General features: G+C 69.8%; 18 protein-coding genes and 3 tRNA genes. 11 read left to right on the top strand and 10 right to left on the bottom strand.

The genetic code is table 11. From position 1 onward, the window contains the following. The first annotated feature begins 11 nt into the window (after nucleotides 1–11). The 4 genes from ACFYVR_RS05085 to rdgB all read left to right on the top strand — a co-directional run bounded on the left by ACFYVR_RS05085 (nucleotide 12) and on the right by rdgB (nucleotide 3,017). Nucleotides 12–659 carry a rhomboid family intramembrane serine protease gene (locus ACFYVR_RS05085; protein ID WP_387470204.1) on the top strand — a complete coding sequence of 216 codons (648 nt, stop codon included), beginning with the start codon at nucleotides 12–14 and terminating at the stop codon, nucleotides 657–659. A gap of 119 nt (nucleotides 660–778) precedes the next feature. Then, the gene (locus ACFYVR_RS05080) at nucleotides 779–1,537 is read left to right on the top strand and encodes a cyclic nucleotide-degrading phosphodiesterase (RefSeq protein ID WP_387470202.1); all 759 of its coding nucleotides are present in this window, start codon (nucleotides 779–781) and stop codon (nucleotides 1,535–1,537) included. A gap of 60 nt (nucleotides 1,538–1,597) precedes the next feature. Next, the gene (gene rph / locus ACFYVR_RS05075) at nucleotides 1,598–2,380 is read left to right on the top strand and encodes a ribonuclease PH (RefSeq protein ID WP_387470200.1); all 783 of its coding nucleotides are present in this window, start codon (nucleotides 1,598–1,600) and stop codon (nucleotides 2,378–2,380) included. After that, entirely contained in the window at nucleotides 2,373–3,017 is a 645-nt protein-coding gene (rdgB, locus tag ACFYVR_RS05070) for an RdgB/HAM1 family non-canonical purine NTP pyrophosphatase (protein WP_387470198.1), read from the top strand. The genes rph and rdgB overlap by 8 nt, the downstream gene beginning before the upstream one ends. An 84-nt stretch (nucleotides 3,018–3,101) precedes the next feature. Here the strand turns inward: rdgB and ACFYVR_RS05065 are convergent, their stop codons facing one another. Continuing rightward, on the bottom strand, nucleotides 3,102–3,464 hold the full coding sequence (locus ACFYVR_RS05065) for a DUF3817 domain-containing protein (RefSeq protein WP_387470196.1): 363 nt from the start codon (nucleotides 3,462–3,464) through the stop codon (nucleotides 3,102–3,104). Continuing rightward, nucleotides 3,461–3,862 carry a transcriptional regulator gene (locus ACFYVR_RS05060; protein ID WP_387470194.1) on the bottom strand — a complete coding sequence of 134 codons (402 nt, stop codon included), beginning with the start codon at nucleotides 3,860–3,862 and terminating at the stop codon, nucleotides 3,461–3,463. The genes ACFYVR_RS05065 and ACFYVR_RS05060 overlap by 4 nt, the downstream gene beginning before the upstream one ends. Before the next feature lie 179 nt (nucleotides 3,863–4,041). Between ACFYVR_RS05060 and msrA the strand changes: the two genes are divergently transcribed. Further along, entirely contained in the window at nucleotides 4,042–4,560 is a 519-nt protein-coding gene (gene msrA / locus ACFYVR_RS05055; RefSeq protein WP_387470192.1) for a peptide-methionine (S)-S-oxide reductase MsrA, read from the top strand. Between the two features lie 79 nt (nucleotides 4,561–4,639). Here msrA and ACFYVR_RS05050 read toward each other — a convergent pair. Together ACFYVR_RS05050 and ACFYVR_RS05045 are read right to left on the bottom strand one after the other, a co-directional pair. Continuing rightward, a tRNA-Leu gene (locus tag ACFYVR_RS05050) sits at nucleotides 4,640–4,724 on the bottom strand. A gap of 13 nt (nucleotides 4,725–4,737) precedes the next feature. Continuing rightward, on the bottom strand, nucleotides 4,738–5,241 hold the full coding sequence (locus tag ACFYVR_RS05045; RefSeq protein ID WP_387470190.1) for an HNH endonuclease: 504 nt from the start codon (nucleotides 5,239–5,241) through the stop codon (nucleotides 4,738–4,740). 403 nt (nucleotides 5,242–5,644) lie between these two features. On the opposite strand from ACFYVR_RS05045, the gene ACFYVR_RS05040 reads away from it, so the two are divergent. Both ACFYVR_RS05040 and ACFYVR_RS05035 read left to right on the top strand, forming a co-directional pair. Further along, nucleotides 5,645–14,944 carry a fatty acid synthase subunit beta domain-containing protein gene (locus ACFYVR_RS05040; RefSeq protein ID WP_387470188.1) on the top strand — a complete coding sequence of 3,100 codons (9,300 nt, stop codon included), beginning with the start codon at nucleotides 5,645–5,647 and terminating at the stop codon, nucleotides 14,942–14,944. Then, nucleotides 14,945–15,358 (top strand): holo-ACP synthase, encoded by a 414-nt coding sequence (locus ACFYVR_RS05035; protein ID WP_387470186.1) that lies wholly within the window; start codon nucleotides 14,945–14,947, stop codon nucleotides 15,356–15,358. It abuts the gene before it with no gap. A gap of 80 nt (nucleotides 15,359–15,438) precedes the next feature. Here ACFYVR_RS05035 and ACFYVR_RS05030 read toward each other — a convergent pair whose 3' ends face one another. From ACFYVR_RS05030 to ACFYVR_RS05020, 3 genes are all read right to left on the bottom strand, one after another. Beyond that, the gene (locus tag ACFYVR_RS05030) at nucleotides 15,439–16,158 is read right to left on the bottom strand and encodes a TetR/AcrR family transcriptional regulator (protein WP_387470184.1); all 720 of its coding nucleotides are present in this window, start codon (nucleotides 16,156–16,158) and stop codon (nucleotides 15,439–15,441) included. Between the two features lie 80 nt (nucleotides 16,159–16,238). Beyond that, the gene (locus ACFYVR_RS05025; RefSeq protein WP_387470182.1) at nucleotides 16,239–17,018 is read right to left on the bottom strand and encodes an ABC transporter permease; all 780 of its coding nucleotides are present in this window, start codon (nucleotides 17,016–17,018) and stop codon (nucleotides 16,239–16,241) included. 2 nt (nucleotides 17,019–17,020) lie between these two features. Next, nucleotides 17,021–17,986: an ABC transporter ATP-binding protein gene (locus ACFYVR_RS05020; RefSeq protein WP_387470180.1), complete on the bottom strand. Its 966-nt coding sequence runs from the start codon at nucleotides 17,984–17,986 to the stop codon at nucleotides 17,021–17,023. A 100-nt stretch (nucleotides 17,987–18,086) separates the two neighbouring features. On the opposite strand from ACFYVR_RS05020, the gene ACFYVR_RS05015 reads away from it, so the two are divergent. From ACFYVR_RS05015 to ACFYVR_RS05005, 3 genes are all read left to right on the top strand, one after another. Then, nucleotides 18,087–18,821, top strand: a complete 735-nt coding sequence (locus ACFYVR_RS05015) for a TetR/AcrR family transcriptional regulator (RefSeq protein WP_387470178.1) — start codon at nucleotides 18,087–18,089, stop codon at nucleotides 18,819–18,821. 159 nt (nucleotides 18,822–18,980) lie between these two features. After that, nucleotides 18,981–20,453: an APC family permease gene (locus ACFYVR_RS05010; RefSeq protein WP_387470176.1), complete on the top strand. Its 1,473-nt coding sequence runs from the start codon at nucleotides 18,981–18,983 to the stop codon at nucleotides 20,451–20,453. Further along, nucleotides 20,440–20,928 (top strand): hypothetical protein, encoded by a 489-nt coding sequence (locus ACFYVR_RS05005; RefSeq protein WP_387470174.1) that lies wholly within the window; start codon nucleotides 20,440–20,442, stop codon nucleotides 20,926–20,928. Before ACFYVR_RS05010 ends, ACFYVR_RS05005 begins: the two co-directional genes overlap by 14 nt. Nucleotides 20,929–21,008: 80 nt before the next feature. Here ACFYVR_RS05005 and bcp read toward each other — a convergent pair whose 3' ends face one another. Beyond that, nucleotides 21,009–21,482 (bottom strand): thioredoxin-dependent thiol peroxidase, encoded by a 474-nt coding sequence (bcp, locus tag ACFYVR_RS05000; RefSeq protein ID WP_387470172.1) that lies wholly within the window; start codon nucleotides 21,480–21,482, stop codon nucleotides 21,009–21,011. A gap of 80 nt (nucleotides 21,483–21,562) precedes the next feature. Here bcp and ACFYVR_RS04995 point away from each other — a divergent pair, with 80 nt between their 5' ends. Next, nucleotides 21,563–21,784: a DUF3618 domain-containing protein gene (locus ACFYVR_RS04995; protein WP_387470170.1), complete on the top strand. Its 222-nt coding sequence runs from the start codon at nucleotides 21,563–21,565 to the stop codon at nucleotides 21,782–21,784. Between the two features lie 46 nt (nucleotides 21,785–21,830). On the opposite strand, the gene ACFYVR_RS04990 is transcribed toward ACFYVR_RS04995, so the two are convergent. Both ACFYVR_RS04990 and ACFYVR_RS04985 read right to left on the bottom strand, forming a co-directional pair. Next, nucleotides 21,831–21,903 (bottom strand) — tRNA-Lys (locus ACFYVR_RS04990). A gap of 84 nt (nucleotides 21,904–21,987) precedes the next feature. Further along, a tRNA-Lys gene (locus ACFYVR_RS04985) sits at nucleotides 21,988–22,060 on the bottom strand. Between the last annotated feature and the right edge of the window lie 209 nt (nucleotides 22,061–22,269).

Below are 22,269 nucleotides of genomic sequence, written 5' to 3'. Positions count from 1 at the left end.
TGAGCCGGACCATGACCTACCCGACATCGTCCTTCCCCGCCCCCGGGCCGTCGAACCTGCCCGCGAGCACCGCACCGCGGCCGCAGTGGCAGCGCGCGGCGATCGCCGTCACTTCCTTCGTGGTCGGGCTGTACGTCCTCGAGTTCGTCGACATGCTGCTCGGCAACAGCCTCGACAACGGTGGAATCGAACCGCGCACCGTCGACGGACTGTGGGGGGTGCTCTTCGCGCCCGTCCTGCACGGCGGCTGGGGGCACCTGGTGGCCAACACGATTCCGCTGCTGGTGCTCGGCTTCTTCGTGATGCTGTCGGGGATCGGGCGCGGGCTCACCGCCACCGCGATCATCTGGATCGTCGGGGGTGTGGGAACGTGGCTGACCGGCGGGTCGGGGACCACCCATCTCGGGGCGTCCGTCCTGACCTTCGGCTGGCTCACCTACCTGATCACCCGCGGCCTGTTCACCCGACACTTCGGTCAGCTCGCACTGGGCGTGGTGATCCTCTTCCTGTACGGCGGGATGCTGTGGGGTGTCCTGCCGAGCGATCCGCGGGTCTCGTGGCAGGGGCATCTGTTCGGCGCGATCGGCGGCGTCCTCGCGGCCTGGCTGCTGGCCTCCGACGTCCGCGCGGCACGCGCCGCGAAGCAGCTGCCGGGATAGTCCTCCGCCACCGTCGAACCAGGTTGTGACGGCTCGCGCACAGCGCGCGAGGCTGCGTGTTCGTCTCGAAACGGCCCGATCCTTTTTGGTCCCGGGCCCCTCGTGGCAGCATGACCCTTATGCGCATCACCGTCCTGGGTTGTTCGGGCAGCGTCGGCGGTCCCGACTCGCCTGCGTCGGGCTATCTGCTCACCGCACCGGACACCCGACCGGCCGTCATCGACTTCGGTCCCGGAGTGCTCGGTGCGCTGCAGCGTTACGAGGATCCCGGTGCGGTGTCGATCTTCCTGTCGCACCTGCACGCCGACCACTGCCTCGACCTGCCCGGGCTGCTGGTGTGGCGCCGCTACCACCCGAACCCGCCGTCGGGCCGAGCCCTCATCTACGGTCCGTCCGACACCCACGGCCGGATCGGCGTCGCATCGGCCGAGTGCGCGGGGGATCTCGACGACATCTCCGACACCATCGACCTGCGCAGGTTCACCGACGGCGGCACCATCGACTACGGGTCCCTCACGGTGCAGTCACGCCGGATGTTCCACCCCCCGGAGGCGTACGGGCTGCGGTTCACCGACCCCGCCGGACGCAGCTTCGTCTACACCGGGGACACCGGCATGTGCGACGAGGTCGTCGCGCTGTCGGAGGGCGCGGACGTACTGCTGTCCGAGGCGTCGTGGACGCATCATCCCGACCGCCCCGAGGGCATCCACCTGTCCGGCACCGAGGCCGGCCGCGTCGCCACGCGCGCCGGGGTCGGGGAGCTGCTGTTGACCCACATCCCTCCGTGGACCTCCCGGGAGGACGTCATCGCCGAGGCGAAGGCCGAGTTCTCCGGTCCCGTCCACGCGGTCAGCGCCGGGGACGTCTTCGACATCTAGACGGTTCGACATCCAGACGCGTTCGACAGCCGATCGGTACCACCCTCTAGGCTTTGCCGGGTGAGCAGACGAGTGGACGGCAGGGCGGACGACGAACTCCGCGAAGTGAAGATCACCCGAGGGTTCACCAGCCATCCGGCGGGCTCCGTGCTCGTCGAGTTCGGCAACACCCGGGTCATGTGCACCGCCAGTGTCGAGGAGGGCGTGCCGCGCTGGCGGAAGGGCTCCGGCCTCGGCTGGCTGACGGCCGAGTACGCGATGCTGCCCGCGGCCACCCACACCCGCAGCGGCCGCGAGTCCGTCAAGGGCAAGGTCGGCGGCCGCACCCAGGAGATCAGCCGGCTCGTCGGCCGGTCCCTGCGCGCGTGCATCGACCTCGCCGCGATCGGTGAGAACACCATCGCCATCGACTGCGACGTCCTGCAGGCCGACGGCGGCACCCGCACCGCCGCCATCACCGGCGCCTACGTGGCACTGGTCGACGCGGTGACCTACCTGCGCGCCGCGGAGCTGCTGTCGGATCCGCAGCCGATCTCGTGCGCGATCGCCGCGGTCAGCGTCGGCGTCGTCGACGGGCGGGTGCGCCTCGACCTGCCGTACGAGGAGGACTCGCGCGCCGAGGTCGACATGAACGTCGTCGCGACCGACACCGGAACGCTCGTCGAGATCCAGGGCACCGGCGAGGGCGCGACCTTCCCGCGCAGCACCCTCGACAAGCTCCTCGACTCCGCCCTCGCCGGCTGCGAGCAGCTGTTCGAGGTCCAGAAGGCCGCACTCGCGTTGCCGTACCCGGGTGAGCTGCCCGAGCCCAAGGCGCCGGAGAAGAAGAAGTTCGGTGCCTGAGCTGTCGGACGGGGGCGCCATCCGGCTGCTCGTCGCCTCGCGCAACGCCAAGAAGCTGAAGGAACTGCGGCGCGTCCTCGAGACGGCCGGGATCGAGGGCATCGAGCTGGTCGGCCTGAACGAGGTCCCGAAATTTCCGGAGACCCCCGAGACCGGTGCGACGTTCGAGGAGAACGCCCTCGTCAAGGCCCGGGACGGGGCCGCGGCCACCGGACTGCCGTGCGTCGCGGACGATTCCGGACTCGAGGTCGACGCGCTCAACGCCATGCCCGGGGTGCTGTCGGCGCGGTGGGCCGGTCGGCACGGCGACGACGGGGCGAACACCGCGCTGGTGCTCGCCCAGCTGTCCGACACCCCCGACGAGCGGCGCGGGGCCGCGTTCGTGTCGGCCTGCGCGCTCGTCGTGCCGGGCGGTGTCGAGCGGGTCGTGCGGGGTACGTGGCCCGGCTCGATCGCCCACGAGCCGCGCGGCGACGGCGGCTTCGGCTACGACCCCGTCTTCGTGCCCGAGGGGGAGCAGCGGTCGGCGGCGGAACTGACGCCCGCAGAGAAGGACGCCGCCTCGCACCGCGGTCGCGCACTGGCCCAGCTGGTGCCCGACCTGGCAGCGCTCGCAGCCGGCAGCGCCCACCACTGACGTCCTTTCCCAGAATGGCTGAAGGCCGCCTTCATCCGGTTCAACCGGATGAAGGCGGCCTTCAGCCTCGGGGTAGGCAGGCGGTCAGAGGCCGAACTGCGCCTTCACCTGCCGCGTCCGCTGGTGTTCGACGAAGAACGACAGGAACGGGATGGTGCCGGCGAGCAGGGTGCCGATGGTCCGCTTGGCCGACCACCGCACCTTCACCGCCAGGTCCATCGTCAGGATCAGGTACACGAAGTACACCCAACCGTGCACGATCGCGATCCAGCTCGGCAGGTCCTCGACGCCGAAGATGTACTTCGCGACCATCTCGGCCGTCAGCACCAGCAGCCAGATGCCCGTCGCGTAGGCGAGTACCCGGTAGCGCAGCAGCGCGCCCGCGATCTTCCTGGTGTCGCGGGCGGGTGTGGTGGTCGTCGCGGTCTCGTCGGGGGCCGTGCTCACGTGCTGCTCCTATCGGCCTCGCCCGCTCGGAGCTGCGCGAGGTAGTTGTTGTATGCCTGGTGGGCCTCGTCGTCCGGGTTGCCGGCGTCGAGGACGTCGGGGGCCGGTGCCGACCGCTGGGGAAGCAGGTCGGTGGGGATCTCCCGGGGCTCGTCGCCGGTGACGATCTTCTGCTGCTCCTCGGGCGCGACGTCCTCGAGCTGCACGAACCGGCGGTACGCGTAGACCACGAACGCCGCGAAGAGCGGCCACTGGAACGCGTAGCCGAGATTCTGGCCGGTGCCGCCGACCGATTCGAACCGAGTCCACTGCCAGTAGCCCAGTGCCAGGCACGCCGCCGCCGCGACGATCACGAACACGATCAGTGCCGGTCGACGACGGGGGGATGTACGGGCCACACCACGACGGTACCCGAGATGCGCAGCCCCGAACCCGGTGGTATTGGAGGTGACGGTCACAGCGGAATGAGACGTACCGTCCTGGCGGTTCTGTGATTGTCGGCGCGGCACGCGGCGAACACCTGTCGAGGTGTGCGGCGCCCGATCGAGGCGGGTTGGGCTCAACCGAAGGAGGAGAAATGACGGAAACGCGCAGGGCGATTCTGGCAGGTGGATGTTTCTGGGGGATGGAGGAACTCATCCGAAGTCAGCCGGGGGTGGTGTCGACGCGCGTCGGCTACACCGGCGGGAGCAACGATCACCCCACCTACCGCAACCATCCCGGGCACGCGGAGGCCGTGGAGATCGTCTACGACCCGGCCCGAACGGACTACCGCTCGCTGCTCGAGTTCTTCTTCCAGATCCACGACCCGACGACGGAGAACCGCCAGGGCAACGACATCGGGAGCTCGTACCGCTCGGCGATCTTCTACCTCGACGAGGACCAGAAGCGAGTCGCGCTCGGCACCATCGCCGATGTCGACGACTCCCGACTGTGGCCCGGCACGGTGGTGACCGAGGTGACCCCGGCGGGCGAGTTCTGGCAGGCGGAGCCTGAGCATCAGGACTACCTGCAGCGCTACCCGGACGGCTACACCTGCCACTTTCCGCGGCCGAGTTGGAAGCTGCCCCACAGGAGTTCCACGACCGAACGCTGATCTGTGGTTCGTCCGGTTGATCGCACCGACCGCCGGTTCTGGTGCGATCAACCGGCGGCGTGAAAGGTTTGTCGACTCGTGGTGCGCGAGGGGGGACTTGAACCCCCACGTCCGTTGGACACCACATCCTAAGTGTGGCGCGTCTGCCATTCCGCCACTCGCGCGTGCCGGATCAGACTACGCCACGACGCCTTCGCTAGACGCATCGGACGAACGGGGTCCGAACCGGTTCCGTCCCGCCCAACTCGCGGTCTGGCTGTGGCAGTTGGGGCAGAGGGATCGGAGGTTCTCGATCCGGGAGTCGAGATAGTTGCCGTTGATGTGATCGACGTGGAGAGTCAGCGGTGCCCCGTTCCAGAAGGGCGGAATCCCGCAGAGCGCGCAGACGTGGGGCATACCCGCTTCCAGCAGTGCGCGTCGCAGCAGATGAGGTTTGCAGCGCGCGCTCCCTGTCGGGCGCAACACGAGAATCTCGGACGGGGTCAGGCGATTCGGTGCCGGTTGTCCTTTTTGATGGGCGCTGCCGGTGAAGTGTGAGGTGTCAATTCCCAGCTTCTCGATGCGCCGACTCAGGTGTGCGTGGGTGCCACCCGCAGCCACGACGTTCAGGTGCCTCATCACCCCCGCGATACTCGTGGAATGCGCAACGGCGTCCTGGAGAACCTCTCGCGTGTACTTCACAACCTCGCCCCCCGCTCAGATGTTTGGGGAGAGGTAGCGGCGACTACCGACACGGAACCGGGCTGCATCGGGACGAGAGTAAAGACCCGGCGTGCGGATCGATCCTAATTATAACGGTCTCGTAACGATCAATGTGAGGAAATCCTCAGGTTTGCTACTCGCGAGTACCGGTTCCTGCCAGCGCTTTCTTTCTTACTCGAAAGTCATCTGAACGGACGCTATGTGAGGCACGTCACGCCTTCTACCTGCCCGGATGCGGCACCTGGACAGTAAACGTGAGGCTTCCCTCATGATCCTGTGGGACCCTGTTCGCACCCCCCGAAGAAGCGGCCCGTGGACCCGGCGATGCGTCCGTGGGCGGTGGTGACCTCGGTGGGTTCCGACCAGGAGAGGACCATCCAGCGTGACGATCGACGAGAGCACACCACTGGGCAAGGGTGACGGCACCGGCGGATCCCGGTTTGCCCCCGCGCGACCCGGTGTCGCGAAGTCGCCCCTGCGCGATCGCCTTGCAGCAGGTGAGCCCTACGCCCTCGCCTTCGGCGGGCAGGGAGCAGCCTGGCTCGAACCGCTCGAAGAGCTGATTCGCGACAACGGCCTCGAGCCCGACATGACCTCACTCGTGAACGAAGCCGCCGCACTGGTGGCGCCGGTCGCGCAGGACCTGCTCGTGGTCCGGCCGGTCGGTTTCGACCCCATCGCCTGGATCCTCGAGCGTGACGTCGCAGACGAGGACGTCGCCGACGCCGGGCCGTCCGCCGAGGCCCTGACCTCCGCATCCGTTTCCATGCCGGGCGTCCTGCTGACCCAGCTCGCCGCGCTGCGGTCGCTGCGTCTGCAGGGCCTCGACCCGGCGCAGACCCCGCCGGTCGCGGTGCTGGGACACTCCCAGGGTCTGGTGGCCGCGGACTCCGTCGGCGACGGCGGTGCGTCCGACGGCGCGTTGCTCGCGATCTCGCAGCTCATCGGTGCCGCCGCGGTCCTGGTCGGCCGTCGGCGCGGCATCATCGGCGCCGGTGACCGTTCGCCGATGCTCGCGGTCTCCGACGTCGACCCCGCCCGCATGCAGGCCATCGTCGACGAGGTCGCCGCGGGTCTGGACGCCGACCGCAGCGCCGTCATGGCCATCCGCAACGGCCGTCGCCGCGTCGTCCTGTCCGGCCCGCCGGCGCAGCTCGCCCGCGTCCAGCAGCGCGCCGAGCAGATCGCCGCGGCAGAGGCCGCCGAGCGCGAGGCGAAGAAGCGCGGCGGTGCCGTCTTCTCGCCGATCTTCGAACCCGTCCCGGTCGAGGTCGGCTTCCACCACCCGGCCTTCGCCGACGCCGTCGACACCGTCGGCGCCTGGGCCGCCCGGTGTGGCCTCGACGTCGAGCGCGCCACCCGCCTGGCCCGCGCCTGCTTCATCGACTCCGTCGACTGGGTCGCCGACGTCGACTCCGCCGTCGCGGCCGGCGCGGCCTGGATTCTCGACCTCGGCCCCGGCGACCTGCTGACCCGGATGACCACAGGTCCGCTGCGCGGCACCGGTGTCGGCATCATCGCGGTCGCCACCCGCACCGGGCAGCGCAGCCTGCTCACCCCGGGCGCCGCGCCCGAGGCGGCGAAGGCGTGGTCGTCGTTCCGTCCGTCCCTGGTGACGCTGCCCGACGGCAAGGTCGCTGTGGAGACGGCGTTCACGAAGCTCACCGGACGCTCGCCGATCCTCCTCGCGGGCATGACCCCGACCACCGTGGACCCGAAGATCGTCGCCGCGGCCGCGAACGCCGGCCACTGGGCCGAGCTCGCCGGCGGCGGCCAGGTCACCGAGAAGATCTTCGCCGACCACGTCGCCGAGCTGTCGACGCTGCTCGAGCCGGGCCGCGCCGTCCAGTTCAACTCGATGTTCCTCGACCCGTACCTGTGGAAGCTGCACGTCGGCGGCAAGCGTCTCGTGCCGAAGGCCCGTGCGGCGGGCGCCCCGTTCGACGGTGTCGTCGTCACCGCGGGCATCCCGGAGCTCGAGGAAGCCGTCGCGATCATCAAGGACCTCGACGAGGCGGGCATCACGCACGTCGCGTTCAAGCCGGGCACCATCGCCCAGATCAAGTCCGTCATCCGGATCGCCGCCGAGGTGCCCGACTTCCCGGTCATCGCCCACATCGAGGGCGGCCGCGCCGGTGGTCACCACTCGTGGGAGGACCTCGACGACCTGCTGCTGGCGACCTACTCCGAGCTGCGCGTGCGGCCGAACCTGGTGATCTGCGTCGGCGGCGGCATCGGCACCCCGGATCGGGCCGCCGACTACCTGACCGGGCGCTGGTCCGAGCAGCTCGGCTACCCCGCGATGCCGGTCGACGGCATCCTCGTCGGCACCGCGGCGATGGCGACCCTCGAGGCCACCACCTCGCCCGACGTCAAGCAGATGCTGGCCGACACCCCCGGCACTCCCGACTGGGTCGCCGCGGGCACCGCGACCGGAGGCATGGCCTCGGGTCGCAGCCAGCTCGGCGCCGACATCCACGAGATCGACAACGCCGCCTCGCGCACCGGACGCCTGCTCGACGAGGTCGCCGGCGACGAGAAGGCCGTCGCGAAGCGTCGCGACGAGATCGTCGCCGCGCTCGACGTGACCGCGAAGCCGTACTTCGGCGACGTCGCCACGATGACCTACGAGCGCTGGCTGCGCCGTTACCTGGAGCTCGCCGTCGGCATCGACTCGGCGAAGGAGTTCGACTGCGGCACCGACTGGGCCGAGGCGTACGCCGACGCCACCGAATCGGTGTGGATCGACATCACCTGGCGGGACCGGTTCGCGCAGATGTTGCAGCGCGCCGAGGCCCGACTGCACCGCAACGACCGTGGACCGATCGTCACGCAGTTCGCGGACGAGCTGATCCTCGAGCGTCCCGAGGCCGCACTGTGCACCCTGAACGCGTGCTTCCCGGACGCGTCGACCACGGTCCTGCACCCGGCGGACGTCGCGTTCTTCGTCGCGCTGTGCAAGACGCCGGGCAAGCCGGTGAACTTCGTGCCGGTCGTCGACAAGGACGTGCGCCGCTGGTGGCGGTCCGACTCGCTGTGGCAGGCCCACGATCCGCGCTACTCCGCCGACCAGGTGTGCATCATTCCCGGCACGGTCGCCGTCGCCGGCATCACCCGGGTCGACGAGCCGGTCGGTGAACTGCTCGACCGCTTCGAGAAGGCCGCCACCGACGAACTGCTGGCCGCGGGAGTCGCCCCGGTCGCGGTGTCGGGTCGTCGTCGCACCGACGCGGCCGGCCTGTTCGGTGTCGTCCTCGGCGCTCCCGACGTCCTGTGGGCCGGACGCCTGACCCGCAACCCGGTCTACCGCCTCGGCGACATCGCCGCGTGGACCGTCACCGACACCGACGCCGCCCACGCCTCCACCGGCGCGACACTGCGCCTGCTCGGTGAGGACCGCGTCGAACTGCGGGTTCCGCTCACCGGCGACCGCGCCGTCACCATCGCGCTGACGGTTCCCGCGTCCACCCGCGACGGCGGCGCGCCCGTCGTCACCGCGGAGGACGCCGAGGCCGCCATGTCCGCGCTCCTCGGGGTCGCTGCGGGCCAGGACCTGCCCGTCGTCAAGGACGACGTCGCGCGGCTGAACGTCGCGTGGATCCCCGATCTGGTCGCCGACCACTCGGGCGTCACCGCGTCCGGCCTGCCGGTGTCGCTGGTGCCCGGTGCGTCCGCGGCGCCCGACGTGCTCGTCGGCGCCTGCTGGCCGGCCGTGTTCGCGGTGCTCGGCGCCGCGCAGACGGCGAACGGTGTCCACGCCATCGAGGGCATGCTCGACCTCGTCCACCTCGATCACGCGGTGAACCTGATCGGCACGATCCCCTCCGACGCCGCGGTGCTCACCGTCAAGGCCGAGGGTGCCTCGGTCGTCGACACCGACCTCGGCCGCGTCGTCGAGGTCCGCGTCGAGGTCGGCGCGATGCGCGGCGAGGACGGCACCGCCGCCCCGATCTTCGCGACGATGGTCGAGCGGTTCGCCATCCGTGGCCGCACCGGCAAGGCCGAACTGGCCGATCCGGAGCGCGCCGGTGGCTCGCTCACCGACGCCGCCGTCGACACCCCGCGCCGTCGTCGCCGTCAGACCACGATCGTGGCTCCGCGGCACATGGCCGCGTTCGCGCAGGTGTCCGGCGACCACAACCCGATCCACACCTCCGACAACGCTGCGCTGCTGGCCGGGCTCGGCAGCCCGATCGTGCACGGCATGTGGCTCTCCGCCGCCGCGCAGCAGGTCGTCATCGCGGTCGACCCGGAGGCCACCGTGCCGCCGCGTCGCCTGACCGCGTGGACCGCCCGCTTCCTCGGCATGGTCCGGCCGGGCGCCCCGATCGACGTCCGCGTCGACCGGGTCGCGCACGACGCCGGTGCCGAGATCGTCGAGGTCGGCTGCCGCGTCGACGGCGAGCTGGTGATGGTCGCGACCGGCCGCACCGCCGCCCCGAAGACGGTGTACGCGTTCCCCGGCCAGGGTATCCAGCGCCCGGGCATGGGTCTCGACGCCCGCTCGCGTTCGAAGGCCGCCCGCGAGATCTGGGACCGCGCCGACAAGCACACCCGCGAGACGCTCGGCTTCTCGATTCTCGCCATCGTCCGCGACAACCCGACCGTCGTGAAGGCCCGTGGCGTCACGCACAAGCACCCGGACGGCGTGCTGCACCTGACGCAGTTCACCCAGGTCGCGATGGCGGTCCTCGGTGTCGCACAGGTCGCGGAACTGCGGGAGTCCGGCGCCTTCGTCGAGGGCTCCTACCTGGCCGGCCACTCGGTCGGTGAGTACAACGCGCTCGCCGCGGTCGCCGGTGTGCTGCCGCTCGAGGCCGTGCTCGAGGTCGTGTTCCAGCGCGGTTCGGCCATGCACGCCCTGGTGCCGCGTGACGCGCAGGGCCGCTCCGACTACCGGATGGGCGCGATCCGCCCGTCGCAGTTCGGTGTCGACGACGCCGACCTCGAGGCGTTCGTCGCCGGTGTCGCCGAGGAGACCGGCGAGTTCCTGCAGATCGTGAACCTGAACCTGCGCGGTTCGCAGTACGCGATCGCCGGTACCGTCGCGGGTCTGAAGGCCCTCGAGGCCCTGATCGAGCGCAAGGTCGCCGAGTTCGGCGGCAAGCGGGCGTTCATCCTGGTGCCCGGCATCGACGTGCCGTTCCACTCGACCGTCCTGCGCGGCGGCGTCGACGACTTCCGCGAGCGGCTGCTCAAGCTGCTGCCCGAGGAGATCGACCCGGCGATCCTGATCGGTCGCTACATCCCGAACCTGGTGCCCAAGCCGTTCAACCTGGGCCGCGACTTCATCCAGGAGATCGCGGACCTGGTGCCGTCGCAGCAGCTGGCCGAGGTCCTCGCGGACTTCGACTCCTGGTCGGCGAAGCCGGTCGCGCTGACCCGCGTGGTCCTGGCCGAGCTGCTGGCCTGGCAGTTCGCCAGCCCGGTGCGGTGGATCGAGACCCAGGACCTGCTCTTCGGCGAGGAGGCCGACGGCGGTCTCGGCGTCGAGCGGTTCGTCGAGATCGGCCTCGCCGCCACCCCGACGGTCGCGAACCTGGCGTCGCAGACGCTGAAGCTGCCCGGTCGGACCGGTGGCCCGGTCGAGGTGCTCAACATCGAGCGTGAGGCCGGCGTCGTGTACTCCACGGACACCGACCCGGCTCCGGTCGACGACGAGCCGGAAGCTCCGGCAGCGCCGGCCGCCGAGGCCGCGCCCGCCGCAAGCGCTCCGGCGCCCGCTGCGGCTCCGGCCGCCCCGTCCGGCGGTCCGCGTCCCGACGACATCGCGTTCGCGGCGTCCGATGCGACCAACGTGCTGATCGCCCTGTGGACGAAGCTGCGTCCGGACCAGATCGGACCGGCCGACACCATCGAGGCGCTCTGCGACGGCGTGTCCTCGCGCCGCAACCAGCTGCTCGTCGACCTCGGCTCCGAGCTCTCGCTCGGCGCGATCGACGGTGCCGCGGACGCCGACATGGGGTCGCTGGCGGTGACCGTCAACAAGCTGGCCCGTACGTACAAGCCGTTCGGCCCGGTGCTGTCCGACTCGCTGAACGACCACCTGCGCAAGGTGTTCGGTCCGTCCGGCAAGCGTCCGGCGGCGATCGCCGAACGCGTCACCAAGGTGTGGGAGCTCGGTGCCGGCTGGGCCAGCCACGTCACCGCCGAGGTGGCGTTGGGCACCCGTGACGGCTCCAGCGTCCGCGGTGGCGCGATGGGCGGCCTGCACGAGGGTGCGCTGGCCGACGGCGGTGCCGTCGACGCCGTGATCGACGCGGCCGTGCAGTCGGTCGCGGCGCGTCGCGGGGTCGCGGTGTCCTTGCCTGCGGCCGGCGGCGGCGGTGGCGGCACCGTCGACGCGGCGGCACTCGGCGAGTTCACCGAGCACATCACCGGACGCAACGGCGTGCTCGCGTCGGCGGCCCGGTTGGTGCTCGAGCAGCTCGGCCTGGCCGATCAGGTCACCGCGGCCGTGGCGGACGCCGACACCGAACTGGTCGACCTGGTCTCCGCGGAGCTCGGTTCCGACTGGCCGCGTCTGGTCGCACCCGCGTTCGACGCGCGCAAGGCGGTCCTGTTCGACGACCGCTGGGCGTCGGCCCGCGAGGACCTGGCCCGGCTGTGGATCGGCGATCACGCGACCGTCGTGTCCGTCACCGACGCCGACTTCACTGGCACAGGCAGCGCGGTGGCGTCGCACGCCGACTGGTGGAAGCGTCGCGCCGAGGCCGAGGGCCGCGAGGAACTGGTCGGGGTCTACGCCACGATCGCCGAGGCCGCGCGGGTCAACGACGCACTGACCGGCCCCTGGTCGGATCAGGTGGCGGTCGTGACCGGTGCCAGCAAGGGTTCGATCGCGGCGTCGGTCACCGGGCAGCTGCTGCGCGGCGGCGCGACGGTGTTCGTCACGACCTCCCGCCTGGACGAGGAACGGCTCGGCTTCTACCGGAAGCTGTACCGCGACAACGCCCGTGCCGGTGCGTCGCTGTGGGTGGTCCCGGCGAACATGGCGTCGTACACCGACGTCGACGCCCTGATCGACTGGATCGGCCAGGAGCAGACCGAGACCGCGGGCGGTGCCAAGAAGCTGGTGAAGGAGGCCGTCACCCCGACGCTGCTGTTCCCGTTCGCCGCGCCGCGCGTGATGGGTGAGCTCTCCGACGCCGGTGCTCGCGCCGAGATGGAGATGCGGGTGCTGCTGTGGTCGGTCGAGCGGCTGGTCGCCGGCCTGTCCGCGATCGGCTACGACCGTGACGTCGACACCCACCTGCACGTGGTGCTGCCCGGTTCACCGAACCGTGGTCTGTTCGGTGGCGACGGTGCGTACGGCGAGTCGAAGGCGGCGCTCGACGCCCTCGTCGGCCGCTGGAACGCGGAGCGCAGCTGGGCCGAGCGGGTCACGATCGTGCACGCCCTGATCGGGTGGGTGCGCGGCACCGGCCTGATGGGCGGCAACGACCCGATGGTCGAGGCCGTCGAGGCGAAGGGCGTGCGCACCTGGTCGACGGACGAGATGGCCGAGCAGCTGCTCGCCACCTGCACGGCGGAGACGGTCCAGCAGGCCGCCGTCGCGCCGGTGACGGTCGACCTGACCGGTGGTCTCGGCGACGCACAGCTGGACCTGGTCGCGCTGGCCCGGGCCGCCGCGGAGGCCGAGCAGGCCGACGCCGACACCGAGCCCGAGGGCGAGACGATCGCCGCGCTGCCCGCACCGCCGCGGATCATCGACGAGCTGCCCGCCCCGGCGTGGCCGGAACTGGACGTCACCCCGGCGGACCTGGTCGTCATCGTCGGTGCCGGTGAGCTCGGCCCGTACGGCTCGGCCCGGACCCGCTTCGAGATGGAGGTCGACGAGCAGCTCTCGGCGGCCGGCGTGCTCGAGCTGGCCTGGAACACCGGCCTGATCGGCTGGGAGCAGGACCCGCAGCCGGGCTGGTACGACGCCGAGACCGGTGAACTGGTGCCGGAGGAGGAGATCGCGGACCGCTACCACGACACCGTCGTCGAGCGCTGCGGCATCCGCCGGTACGCGGACGAGGGCGCCATGGTCGACAACACCATGCCGCTGATGACGTCGGTGTTCCTCGACAAGGACCTGAGCTTCGTGGTCGGGTCCGAGGCCGAGGCGCAGGCGTTCGTCGACTCCGACCCGGAGCACACGGTCGCGTCGCAGGACCCGGAGAGCGGCGACTGGCAGGTCACCCGCCGTGCGGGCACCGAGATCCGGGTGCCGCGCAAGGCGAAGCTGACCCGCACGGTCGGCGGCCAGATCCCGACCGGCTTCGACGTCACGAAGTGGGGCATCCCCGCGGACATGGCCGGGTCGGTGGACCGGGTCGGTCTGTGGAACCTGGTCACCACGGTCGATGCGTTCCTGACCAGCGGCTTCACCCCGTCGGAGCTGCTGCGGTGGGTGCACCCGTCGACGGTCGCCAACACGCAGGGCACCGGCATGGGAGGCATGACCTCGATGCGGTCGCTCTACATCGACACCCTGCTCGGGGAGTCGCGGCAGAACGACATCCTGCAGGAGGCGCTGCCGAACGTCATCGCCGCGCACGTCATGCAGTCGTACGTCGGCGGCTACGGCGCGATGGTGCACCCGGTCGCGGCGTGCGCCACGGCAGCGGTGTCCGTCGAGGAGGGCGTCGACAAGATCCGTCTCGGCAAGGCGACGTTCGCGGTCGCCGGCGGCTTCGACGACCTCGGCATCGAGGGCATCGTCGGGTTCGGTGACATGTCCGCGACGGCGAAGTCGGAGGAGATGGCCGCCAAGGGCATCGCCGACCGTCGGTTCTCGCGGGCCAACGACCGCAGGCGCGGCGGGTTCGTCGAGTCCGCCGGTGGCGGCACGATCCTGCTGGCCCGTGGCGACCTGGCCCTCGAGATGGGACTGCCGGTCCTCGGTGTGGTCGCATGGGCGGGTTCGTTCGCCGACGGCGTGCACACCTCGATCCCGGCCCCCGGTATCGGTGCCCTCGGCGCCGGTCGCGGCGGCCAGGACTCGCAGCTGGCGCTGTCGCTGAACGCGCTCGGTGTCACCGCAGACGACATCTCGGTGATCTCCAAGCACGACACGTCGACGGCGGCGAACGACCCGAACGAGGCGGAACTGCACGAGCGGCTCGCGGCGGCCCTGGGCCGCAGCGAGGGAACCCCGCTGTTCGTCATCTCGCAGAAGACCCTCACCGGTCACGCGAAGGGCGGTGCGGCGGCGTTCCAACTGATCGGCCTGTGCCAGGTCCTGGGGCAGGGCATCATCCCGCCGAACCGCAGCCTGGACTGCGTCGACGACAAGATGGCCGAGTTCTCGCACCTGGTGTGGCCGCGGGAGGCGCTCAAGTTCGGTGACCGGTTCCCGCTGAAGGCGGGCCTGCTGACCAGCCTCGGCTTCGGTCACGTCTCCGGTCTGATCGCGGTCGTCCACCCGCAGGCGTTCGTCGAGTCGGTGCCCGCCGCCAAGCGGGAGGCGTACCTGCAGCAGGCGCGTCAGCGGACCGTCGACGGTCAGCGCCGGCTCGCGTCCGCCATGGTCGGCGGCGCGGAGCTGTACGAGCGGCCCGCGGACCGGCGCTTCGGCGGCGACGCCGTGCCCGCGAAGGCGGCCCGTGAGCTGGAGGCGAACGTGCTGCTCTCCGAGGCGGCGCGCCTCGGCGCTGGTGACGTCTACTCCTCCGGCCTGCCGGGGTGCAAGTAGATGGCGATCCTGGGCATCGGTTTCGATCTGGTGACGGTCTCCGAGTTCGCGGAGCAGCTGTCCCGGCCGGGCACGGCGATGAAGTCGAGCTTCCGGCCGGGGGAGCGTCGCTACTGCGAGGCCAAGGGCGACCCGGCGCGGCACTACGCCGTCCGCTGGGCCGCAAAGGAAGCGGTCATCAAGGCGTGGGCGTCCTCGCGGTTCGCCCGCCCGCCGGCCGTGGGTGACAACGCCTACGTGCAGGTCGAGGTCGTCAACGACGCCTGGGGTCGGCCGACGATCAAGTTGCACGACGAGGCCGCGCAGTTCCTGCCCGGCGCGATCATCCACCTGTCCCTGACCCATGACGGGGACATGGCGGGTGCGATGGTCGTCATCGAGGAGCCGGATCTGGTGGCGCCCGTCGCGCGTTGACGGACGAGTCGAACGACGGAAGGGGCCGGTCGGTGGAGGAATCCACCGACCGGCCCCTTCTGTGTTCGTGTGGGCGGCGGCTACCGCCTGCCCCGCGACTCCTTCTCGGCGACAAGGAGATACGCGGCCATGAGCCGTTTGAGTTCGGCGACCGCATCGGAGTGAGACTGGCCGTCCTGCACCGAGAAGTTCAGCATCGAGTACACGACGTGCACGAGGACCTCCGCCATCATGATGCGGCGGTCGTGGGGTGTTCGCGGGGTCAGCGGCGCCAGCATCCCCGAGATCTTCTCCGCGAGTTGCTTCTCGCTGATCTTGCCGGTCGCCCGGGTCGACGGCGTCGACTGCATCGCCAGCCACACCTCCCGCCGGGACGGGTCGGACGTCCACAGTTTGGCGAGATGGTCGACGAAACTGTCGAGGAAACGCAACCAGTCCAGAGACGGAATGACGCCGTCGAACTGCTCGAGCTCGTCGCGCACCGACGCGAAGTCCTGCCGGTTCAGTTCGCAGACGATCACGTACTTGTTGGCGAAGAACTGGTAGAGGGTGCCGATCGGGACGTCCGCCCGGGACGCGACCTCTTCGCAGGTGAACGACTCGAACCCGACTTCGGTGAGTAGGTCCCGCGAGGAGGACAGCAGGGCGTCGAACTTGCGTCGGCTGCGTTCCTGGGTCGGGCGCTTGCGGGGCAGCAGCTCCTGCGGGACGTCGGTGGCCACGTGGTCACCCACGCTGCCGGCGACCGCCAGGGCCGGGTCCACTCGACGCGAGGCTCGGCTGCTGGTGATGGACTCCACCCACCCAGGTTAACCGGCGTGAGCACCGGATTCGACGACCCTCGGATTCTGGTGTTTCCCGCGGTACCGCACACCGTCGGTCATCGTGCCACGCGACGGCGGTGGAGCACCGTCGACCACGCGAACCCGACCGCGGCGATCACCGCGCACCAGGCGACCGCGAGCCATCCGCTGGTGCCGATCTCGGTGCCCGTCAGCAGCCCGCGAACGGTTTCGATGACGGGGGTGACGGGTTGGTGCTCCGCGAATCCCTGAAGCCAGGTCGGCATGGTCTCGGCGGGGACGAAGGCCGTCGAGACGTAGGGCACGAACATGATCACGAACGTGAAGCCGTTCGCCGCTTCGGGATTGCGGGCGAGTAGCCCGAGCGCCGTCGACAGGTAGGACAGCGCGAAGACGAACAGCCCGAGCGTCGCGAGCACGCCCAGCCAGCGCACCGGGTCGTCGGTGGGCCGGAATCCCAGCAGCAGCGCGACGCCGATCACGATGGCGGAGCTGAGCAGGTTGCGGACCACGCTGGCGAGGACGTGCCCGGTCAGGAACGCGGACCGGGAGATCGGCAGGGTCCGGAAGCGGTCGACGATCCCCTCGGTCAGGTCGGTGGAGACACTGACCGCGGTGGTGGAGGCGCCGAATGCCGCACACAGCAGGATGATCCCGGGGACGACGTAGTCGATGTACTCGGCGCCGGTGTCGATCGCGCCGCCGAACACGTACACGAACAGCAGCATCAGCACGACCGGCAGCGCGATCGCCATGATCATCGAATCGGGGCTGCGTCGCAGGTGGGTCAGGCTGCGGCGCAGCATCACCGCGGAGTCCGCGGTGGCGGTCGATCGGGGCGTTGTCGAGGTGCTCATCGTCACGCTGCTCTCGTGGTCGTGGACCGGCCGTCGCGGGGCGAGCCGGTGAGGGCGAAGAAGACGTCGTCGAGGTTCGGGGTGTGCACGGCGACGCGGTCGACGGCGGTGCTGTCGTCGATGCGGCCGAGCAATGCCCGGATCGATGCGACGCTGCCGTCGGTGGGCACGGTCAGCGACAGGCCGGCGGCGTCCACCGAGGAGCCGGTCAGGGCGGCGGCGGCGCGCCGGAGGTCGTCGGCGTCGGTGAACTGCAGTTCGAGGTGGCCGCCCGGCACCAGTGCCTTCAGTTCGTCGGCGGTGCCCTCCGCGACGATGCGGCCGCCGTCGAGGACCGCGATCCGGTCCGCGAGTTCGTCGGCCTCGTCGAGGTACTGGGTCGTGAGGAGGATCGTGACGCCGGTGTCGACGAGTTCGCGGATCACCGCCCACATCTCGCGGCGGCTGCGCGGGTCGAGTCCGGTGGTCGGCTCGTCGAGGAACACGATGCGCGGCTCGGCGACGAGGCTCATCGCCAGGTCGAGGCGCCGCCGCATGCCGCCCGAGTAGGTGCTCGACTTCCGGTCGGCGGCATCGACGAGGCCGAACCGGTCGAGCAGTTCGGCGGCGCGACGGCGTGATTCGTGGCGGCCGAGGTGGTTGAGCTCGCCGACCAGAACCAGGTTCTCGCGTCCGGTGAGCAGGCGATCGACCGCCGCGTACTGGCCGGTGACGCTGATGGCGCGCCGCACGGCCGCCGCCTCGACGGGAAGGGTGTGCCCCGCGACGGTGACGGTGCCGGAGTCGAAGGTCACCAGTGTGGACAGGATGCGCACCGTGGTGGTCTTGCCGGCGCCGTTGGCGCCGAGCAGGGCGTAGATGCTGCCGGCCGGGACGCGGAGGTCGAGTCCGTCGAGGACCGTGACGTCGCCATAGGTCCGGCTCAGCCCGCGGACGTCGATCGCGTCGGGTGCTTCGTTCGATGTCATGGTCGTCCCTCCAACAAAAGTGTGTACGACATAAACTTATGTTTACAACATACGCAGTTTTAGGATGTGCGCAAGAGGACGACGGCAGGAGTGGGCGAGAATGCAGACCGCGGGTGACGAGGGGATCCCTCCGTCCGTACGAAGGGCCTGGGGACTCGACGCACCCGGCACCCGCGGCCCACGTCGCGGGCTCAGTCTCGATCAGATCCTCGACAGCGCAATCGAACTCGCGGACGACGACGGCGTGGCGGCGTTGTCGATGGCGCGGGTGGCCAAGAAGCTCGGTTTCACGACGATGTCGCTGTACCGCTACGTCGACAGCAAGGACGAACTGATCGACCTGATCTCCGACCGCGCGCTCGGAGCGCCGCCGTCGCTCGCTCCGGACCTTCCGTGGCGAGAAGGGTTGAGCGCCTGGGCAATCGCCGAGTATGCGGCGGTCATGCGGCACACCTGGTGGTTGCAGCTGCCGATCGTCGCGCCGCCCACCGGACCGAACAACATGCGTTGGCTCGACGCCGGACTCGGCACGCTGGCGGCGGTTGCCCTTCCCGCCGTGCTGAAGGTCAGGATCATCCTGTCGACGTCGCTCTTCGTGATCGGGCGTGCCCGCTTCTCCAACGACATCGCCGTCGCCGCCGCGGTGGACGACGACTACGCGACGCTCCTGCCGGCGTTGCTCGACCGCGAGCGTTTCCCCCACCTCGTGGCGGCGCTGTCGGCCGGCGGGTTCGGCGACGGCGACGGCGACGAGGACTGGGCGGAGCACGATTTCCGGTTCGCACTGAATCTGCTGCTCGACGGCGTGGAGAAGCTGATCGGCGAGCGCTCCTGACAGCCGTCGGGCGCTCGCCCGAGTGTGGCAGCCGTCTGGTCGCAATTCGGGTCACGCGCTGCGGCCGGGAGACTTCGCGCGGATAGTGCCGTCTGAAGCCTGCGCCGTCGCACGCTCCGTTCGGGACCGGCGACGGCCCGTCCGACGGGTGGTGAACCGATGAGTGTCGATACGGGTGACAACGCGAAGGTCGGCAGCGTGGCGCCCGCCGGTCCTCGGCAGCAGTACATCACATGGATCGCGTTGGCGATGATGACGACCAGTTCCGTTGCCAGCCTGCGGTCGGCGCCGTCGATGGCGGTGTACGGACTCGCCTGCGTCTTCCTGTACGTGGTCCCCGCCATCGTGTTCCTGCTGCCGACCTCGCTGGTGTCGGCGGAACTGGCGTCCGGGTGGTCGGGCGGCGTGTACCGCTGGGTGGGGGAAGGAATCTCCGACAGGGCCGGGTTCCTGGCCGTGTGGTGCCAGTTCGCGATGACGATCTTCTACTACCCGACGTTGCTCGGATACGTCGCGAGCACGTTCGCGTACGTGATCAACCCGTCGCTCGCCTCGAACGGCCTCTACACCGCGATCATCATCGTCACCCTGTTCTGGTCCGGCGTCTTCGTCTCGTCGCGAGGGATGAAGGCCGTCGCCGGACTCTCCAGCGCCGGACTGGTTCTCGGCACCCTGATCCCCGGTGCCCTGCTGATCGTGATGGGCATCGTGTTCCTCGGTCAGGGCAACGCGTCGGCCGCCCCGATGGAGTTCTCGGCCCTGCTGCCCGCCTGGACCGGCATCGCGTCACTGGTTCTGATCGTCAACAACTTCCTGTCGTACTCCGGCATGGAGATGAACGCGGTGCACGTGTCGAGCCTGCGCAAGCCCGCGCGGGAGTTCCCGCGCGCGATGTTCGTCGCGATGGGACTCGTGCTCGCGATCTTCATCCTCCCCGCGGTCGCGATCAGCTGGGTGGTCCCCGCGGACAAGCTGTCGCTCACCGCCGGTGTCATGCAGGCCTTCGACACCTTCTTCGCCTACTTCGGGTTCGGTTGGGCCACACCGATCATGGCGATGATGCTGATCGCTGCATCCCTCGGAGGCATGCTGACCTGGCTGGCCGGTCCGTCGAAGGGTCTGCTGATGATCGGACGTCAGGACGGCTTCCTGCCCCCGGTGCTGCAGCGGTTGAACAGGCACGGGATCCAGCAGAACATCCTCGTCGCGCAGGGCGTGGTGACGACCCTGATCGCGTTGCTGTACGCGTTCATCCCCGAGGTGTCGAGCGCCTACTGGATCCTGTCCGTGATCACCACGCAGGTCTACCTGGTGGTGTACCTGCTGATGTTCGTCGCGGCGATGCGGTTGCGCCGCAACCAGCCCGACCATCCGCGCGGCTACCGGGCCCCGGCGCTGTTCGTGCTGTGCTGGGTGGGCCTGATCTCGAGCGTGGCCGCGTTCTTCATCGGGTTCGTCCCGCCGTCGCAGTTCGGCGGTGGCAGCGCGTTCGTCTACGTGCTGATCGTCGGGGGCGGATTCGGGATCGTCGGACTCGGTGTGCCGCTGCTGATCCTGGCGCTGCGCAAACCGTCGTGGAAACAGGACGTGTCGATCGACCCGCTCGAGGTGGTGTCCGATGGGCAGGCATGAGATGAAATCGGCGGCGGCTCCCGGCGACGACGCGGTCGGCTCGGCTGTCGGGGACGACTCACGCGAGAACGGTCACCTGATCGTCTACCTCGTCGCGTTCGCACTGTTCGTCGGTCTGGCGGTGTGGGGACTGGTGGTCTTCCACCAGGACGAGAACGACGCACTGGCACAGCAGAAGGCCACGGAGTTGGGCGGTCGGTTCGCGGCGGCCGGCCTGGCGGCCCTCGACGTCGACGCGACCGCGCGGGTTCTCGGAACCGACGGCGGCGCGGCGTGCACCGGCGGCGGCAGCGGACTCTGGGAGGGCAGGCTGGACCAGCAGATCGTCAGCGGCGCAGCCGGTCCCGGACAGCGTCCGGTGATCGTGACCGGCGACCTGCTCGAGGGTGGCCGGTTGGTGCTCGCCGTCTACTGCCCGGATCGGGTGGCGGACTACGACGAGTACGTCGAAGACCTGAAGGTCGCGGACGGCTGAGTGACCACTCCGGCTGAAGGCGGCCTTCGTGCGGCTCAGCCGCACGAAGGCCGCCTCCAGCCGGGGGGGAAGGGGAGGTGTCAGACGGACAGGTCGCGGCGCAGCTTCGCGACGTGGCCGGTCGCGCGGACGTTGTACTGCGCGACCTCGATCTTGCCGTTCTCGTCGACGAGGAAGGTCGAGCGGATCACGCCCTGCACCTTCTTGCCGTACATGGTCTTCTCGCCGAACGCGCCCCATTCGGTCAGCGTCGCCCTGTCGGGGTCCGAGAGCAGGGGGAACGTCAGCGACTCGGCGTCGCGGAACTTCGCCAGCTTGGCCGGCTTGTCGGGCGAGACACCGATCACGTCGAGCCCGGCCTCGTTCAGTTCGCCGAGACTGTCACGGAAGTCGCACGCCTGCTTCGTGCAGCCGGGCGTGCTCGCGGCGGGGTAGAAGTACACGATGACCTTGCGGCCCCGGTAGTCGGACAGGGACACCTCGTTGCCGTCGGCGTCGGGGAGGGTGAACTCGGGTGCGGCGTCGCCGGGGGCGAGTTTGATGTTCTCGGTCACAACGGTCAGGCTACTTGCCCCCGCGCGCCGGGTACGGTCATGGCTGAGAAAGATCGACCACGAGAGGAAGTGGGATTCACGTGCCCAGGGAAACCGAGAGCATCGAGCGCGACATCGAGCGTGCGCGCAACCAGCTCGCCAGCACCCTCGACGAGCTGAGTGTGCGGACCAACCCGAAGCGGCTGCTGGACACGGCGAAGGCCACGCTGGTCGCCAAGGTGAACGAGCCCCCGATCAAGTACGTCCTGATCGGTGCCGGTGCGCTGGTGGCGGTGCTGGTGGTGCGCAGGATCTTCCGCTGAGACGAGCCAGGCCCCGGTCGTGAAACGACCGGGGCCTGCTGCGTTGTGCGCCATCAGGGACTTGAACCCCGAACCCGCTGATTAAGAGTCAGCTGCTCTGCCAATTGAGCTAATGGCGCCGGCACCGCGCGAACGCGGGACGTGACACGCGTCAGGCCTCGATCCGTGCTGTGTCGACAGCCAGGACCGAGGCCTGCGTGTTGTGCGCCATCAGGGACTTGAACCCCGAACCCGCTGATTAAGAGTCAGCTGCTCTGCCAATTGAGCTAATGGCGCCCGGTGCATCTCGCGGGGGATTCCCTCGCTCGGTGCGAGGAGAACACTAACAGGACAGGTGGGTGGATGTGAAATCGGCAGGTCGAAGGTGGTTTACCGGCGCCTCGCGGTAACGATCGTGATGTCCGTTTCGATTGCAATGCGAACGTTACGGTTCGGTCGGGAGTGCCGCGCGGGTGTCGCCCGCTACGACCTGGCAAAATTGATGT

Origin of the sequence: Rhodococcus sp. NPDC003318 (assembly GCF_042879035.1) — a bacterium.
Taxonomy (GTDB): domain Bacteria; phylum Actinomycetota; class Actinomycetes; order Mycobacteriales; family Mycobacteriaceae; genus Rhodococcus_G.
This window is presented reverse-complemented; position numbering and strand designations above follow the sequence as displayed.

What these genes read in the sequence shown, in the direction of transcription:
- ACFYVR_RS05025 (WP_387470182.1), bottom strand. Translation starts at nt 17,018, where the DNA reads ATGAGCACCTCGACAACGCCCCGATCGACCGCCACCGCGGACTCCGCG.
- ACFYVR_RS05010 (WP_387470176.1), top strand. Translation starts at nt 18,981, where the DNA reads ATGAGTGTCGATACGGGTGACAACGCGAAGGTCGGCAGCGTGGCGCCC.
- ACFYVR_RS05015 (WP_387470178.1), top strand. Translation starts at nt 18,087, where the DNA reads ATGCAGACCGCGGGTGACGAGGGGATCCCTCCGTCCGTACGAAGGGCC.
- ACFYVR_RS05080 (WP_387470202.1), top strand. Translation starts at nt 779, where the DNA reads ATGCGCATCACCGTCCTGGGTTGTTCGGGCAGCGTCGGCGGTCCCGAC.
- ACFYVR_RS05035 (WP_387470186.1), top strand. Translation starts at nt 14,945, where the DNA reads ATGGCGATCCTGGGCATCGGTTTCGATCTGGTGACGGTCTCCGAGTTC.
- ACFYVR_RS05020 (WP_387470180.1), bottom strand. Translation starts at nt 17,986, where the DNA reads ATGACATCGAACGAAGCACCCGACGCGATCGACGTCCGCGGGCTGAGC.
- ACFYVR_RS05005 (WP_387470174.1), top strand. Translation starts at nt 20,440, where the DNA reads ATGGGCAGGCATGAGATGAAATCGGCGGCGGCTCCCGGCGACGACGCG.
- ACFYVR_RS05085 (WP_387470204.1), top strand. Translation starts at nt 12, where the DNA reads ATGACCTACCCGACATCGTCCTTCCCCGCCCCCGGGCCGTCGAACCTG.
- msrA (WP_387470192.1), top strand. Translation starts at nt 4,042, where the DNA reads ATGACGGAAACGCGCAGGGCGATTCTGGCAGGTGGATGTTTCTGGGGG.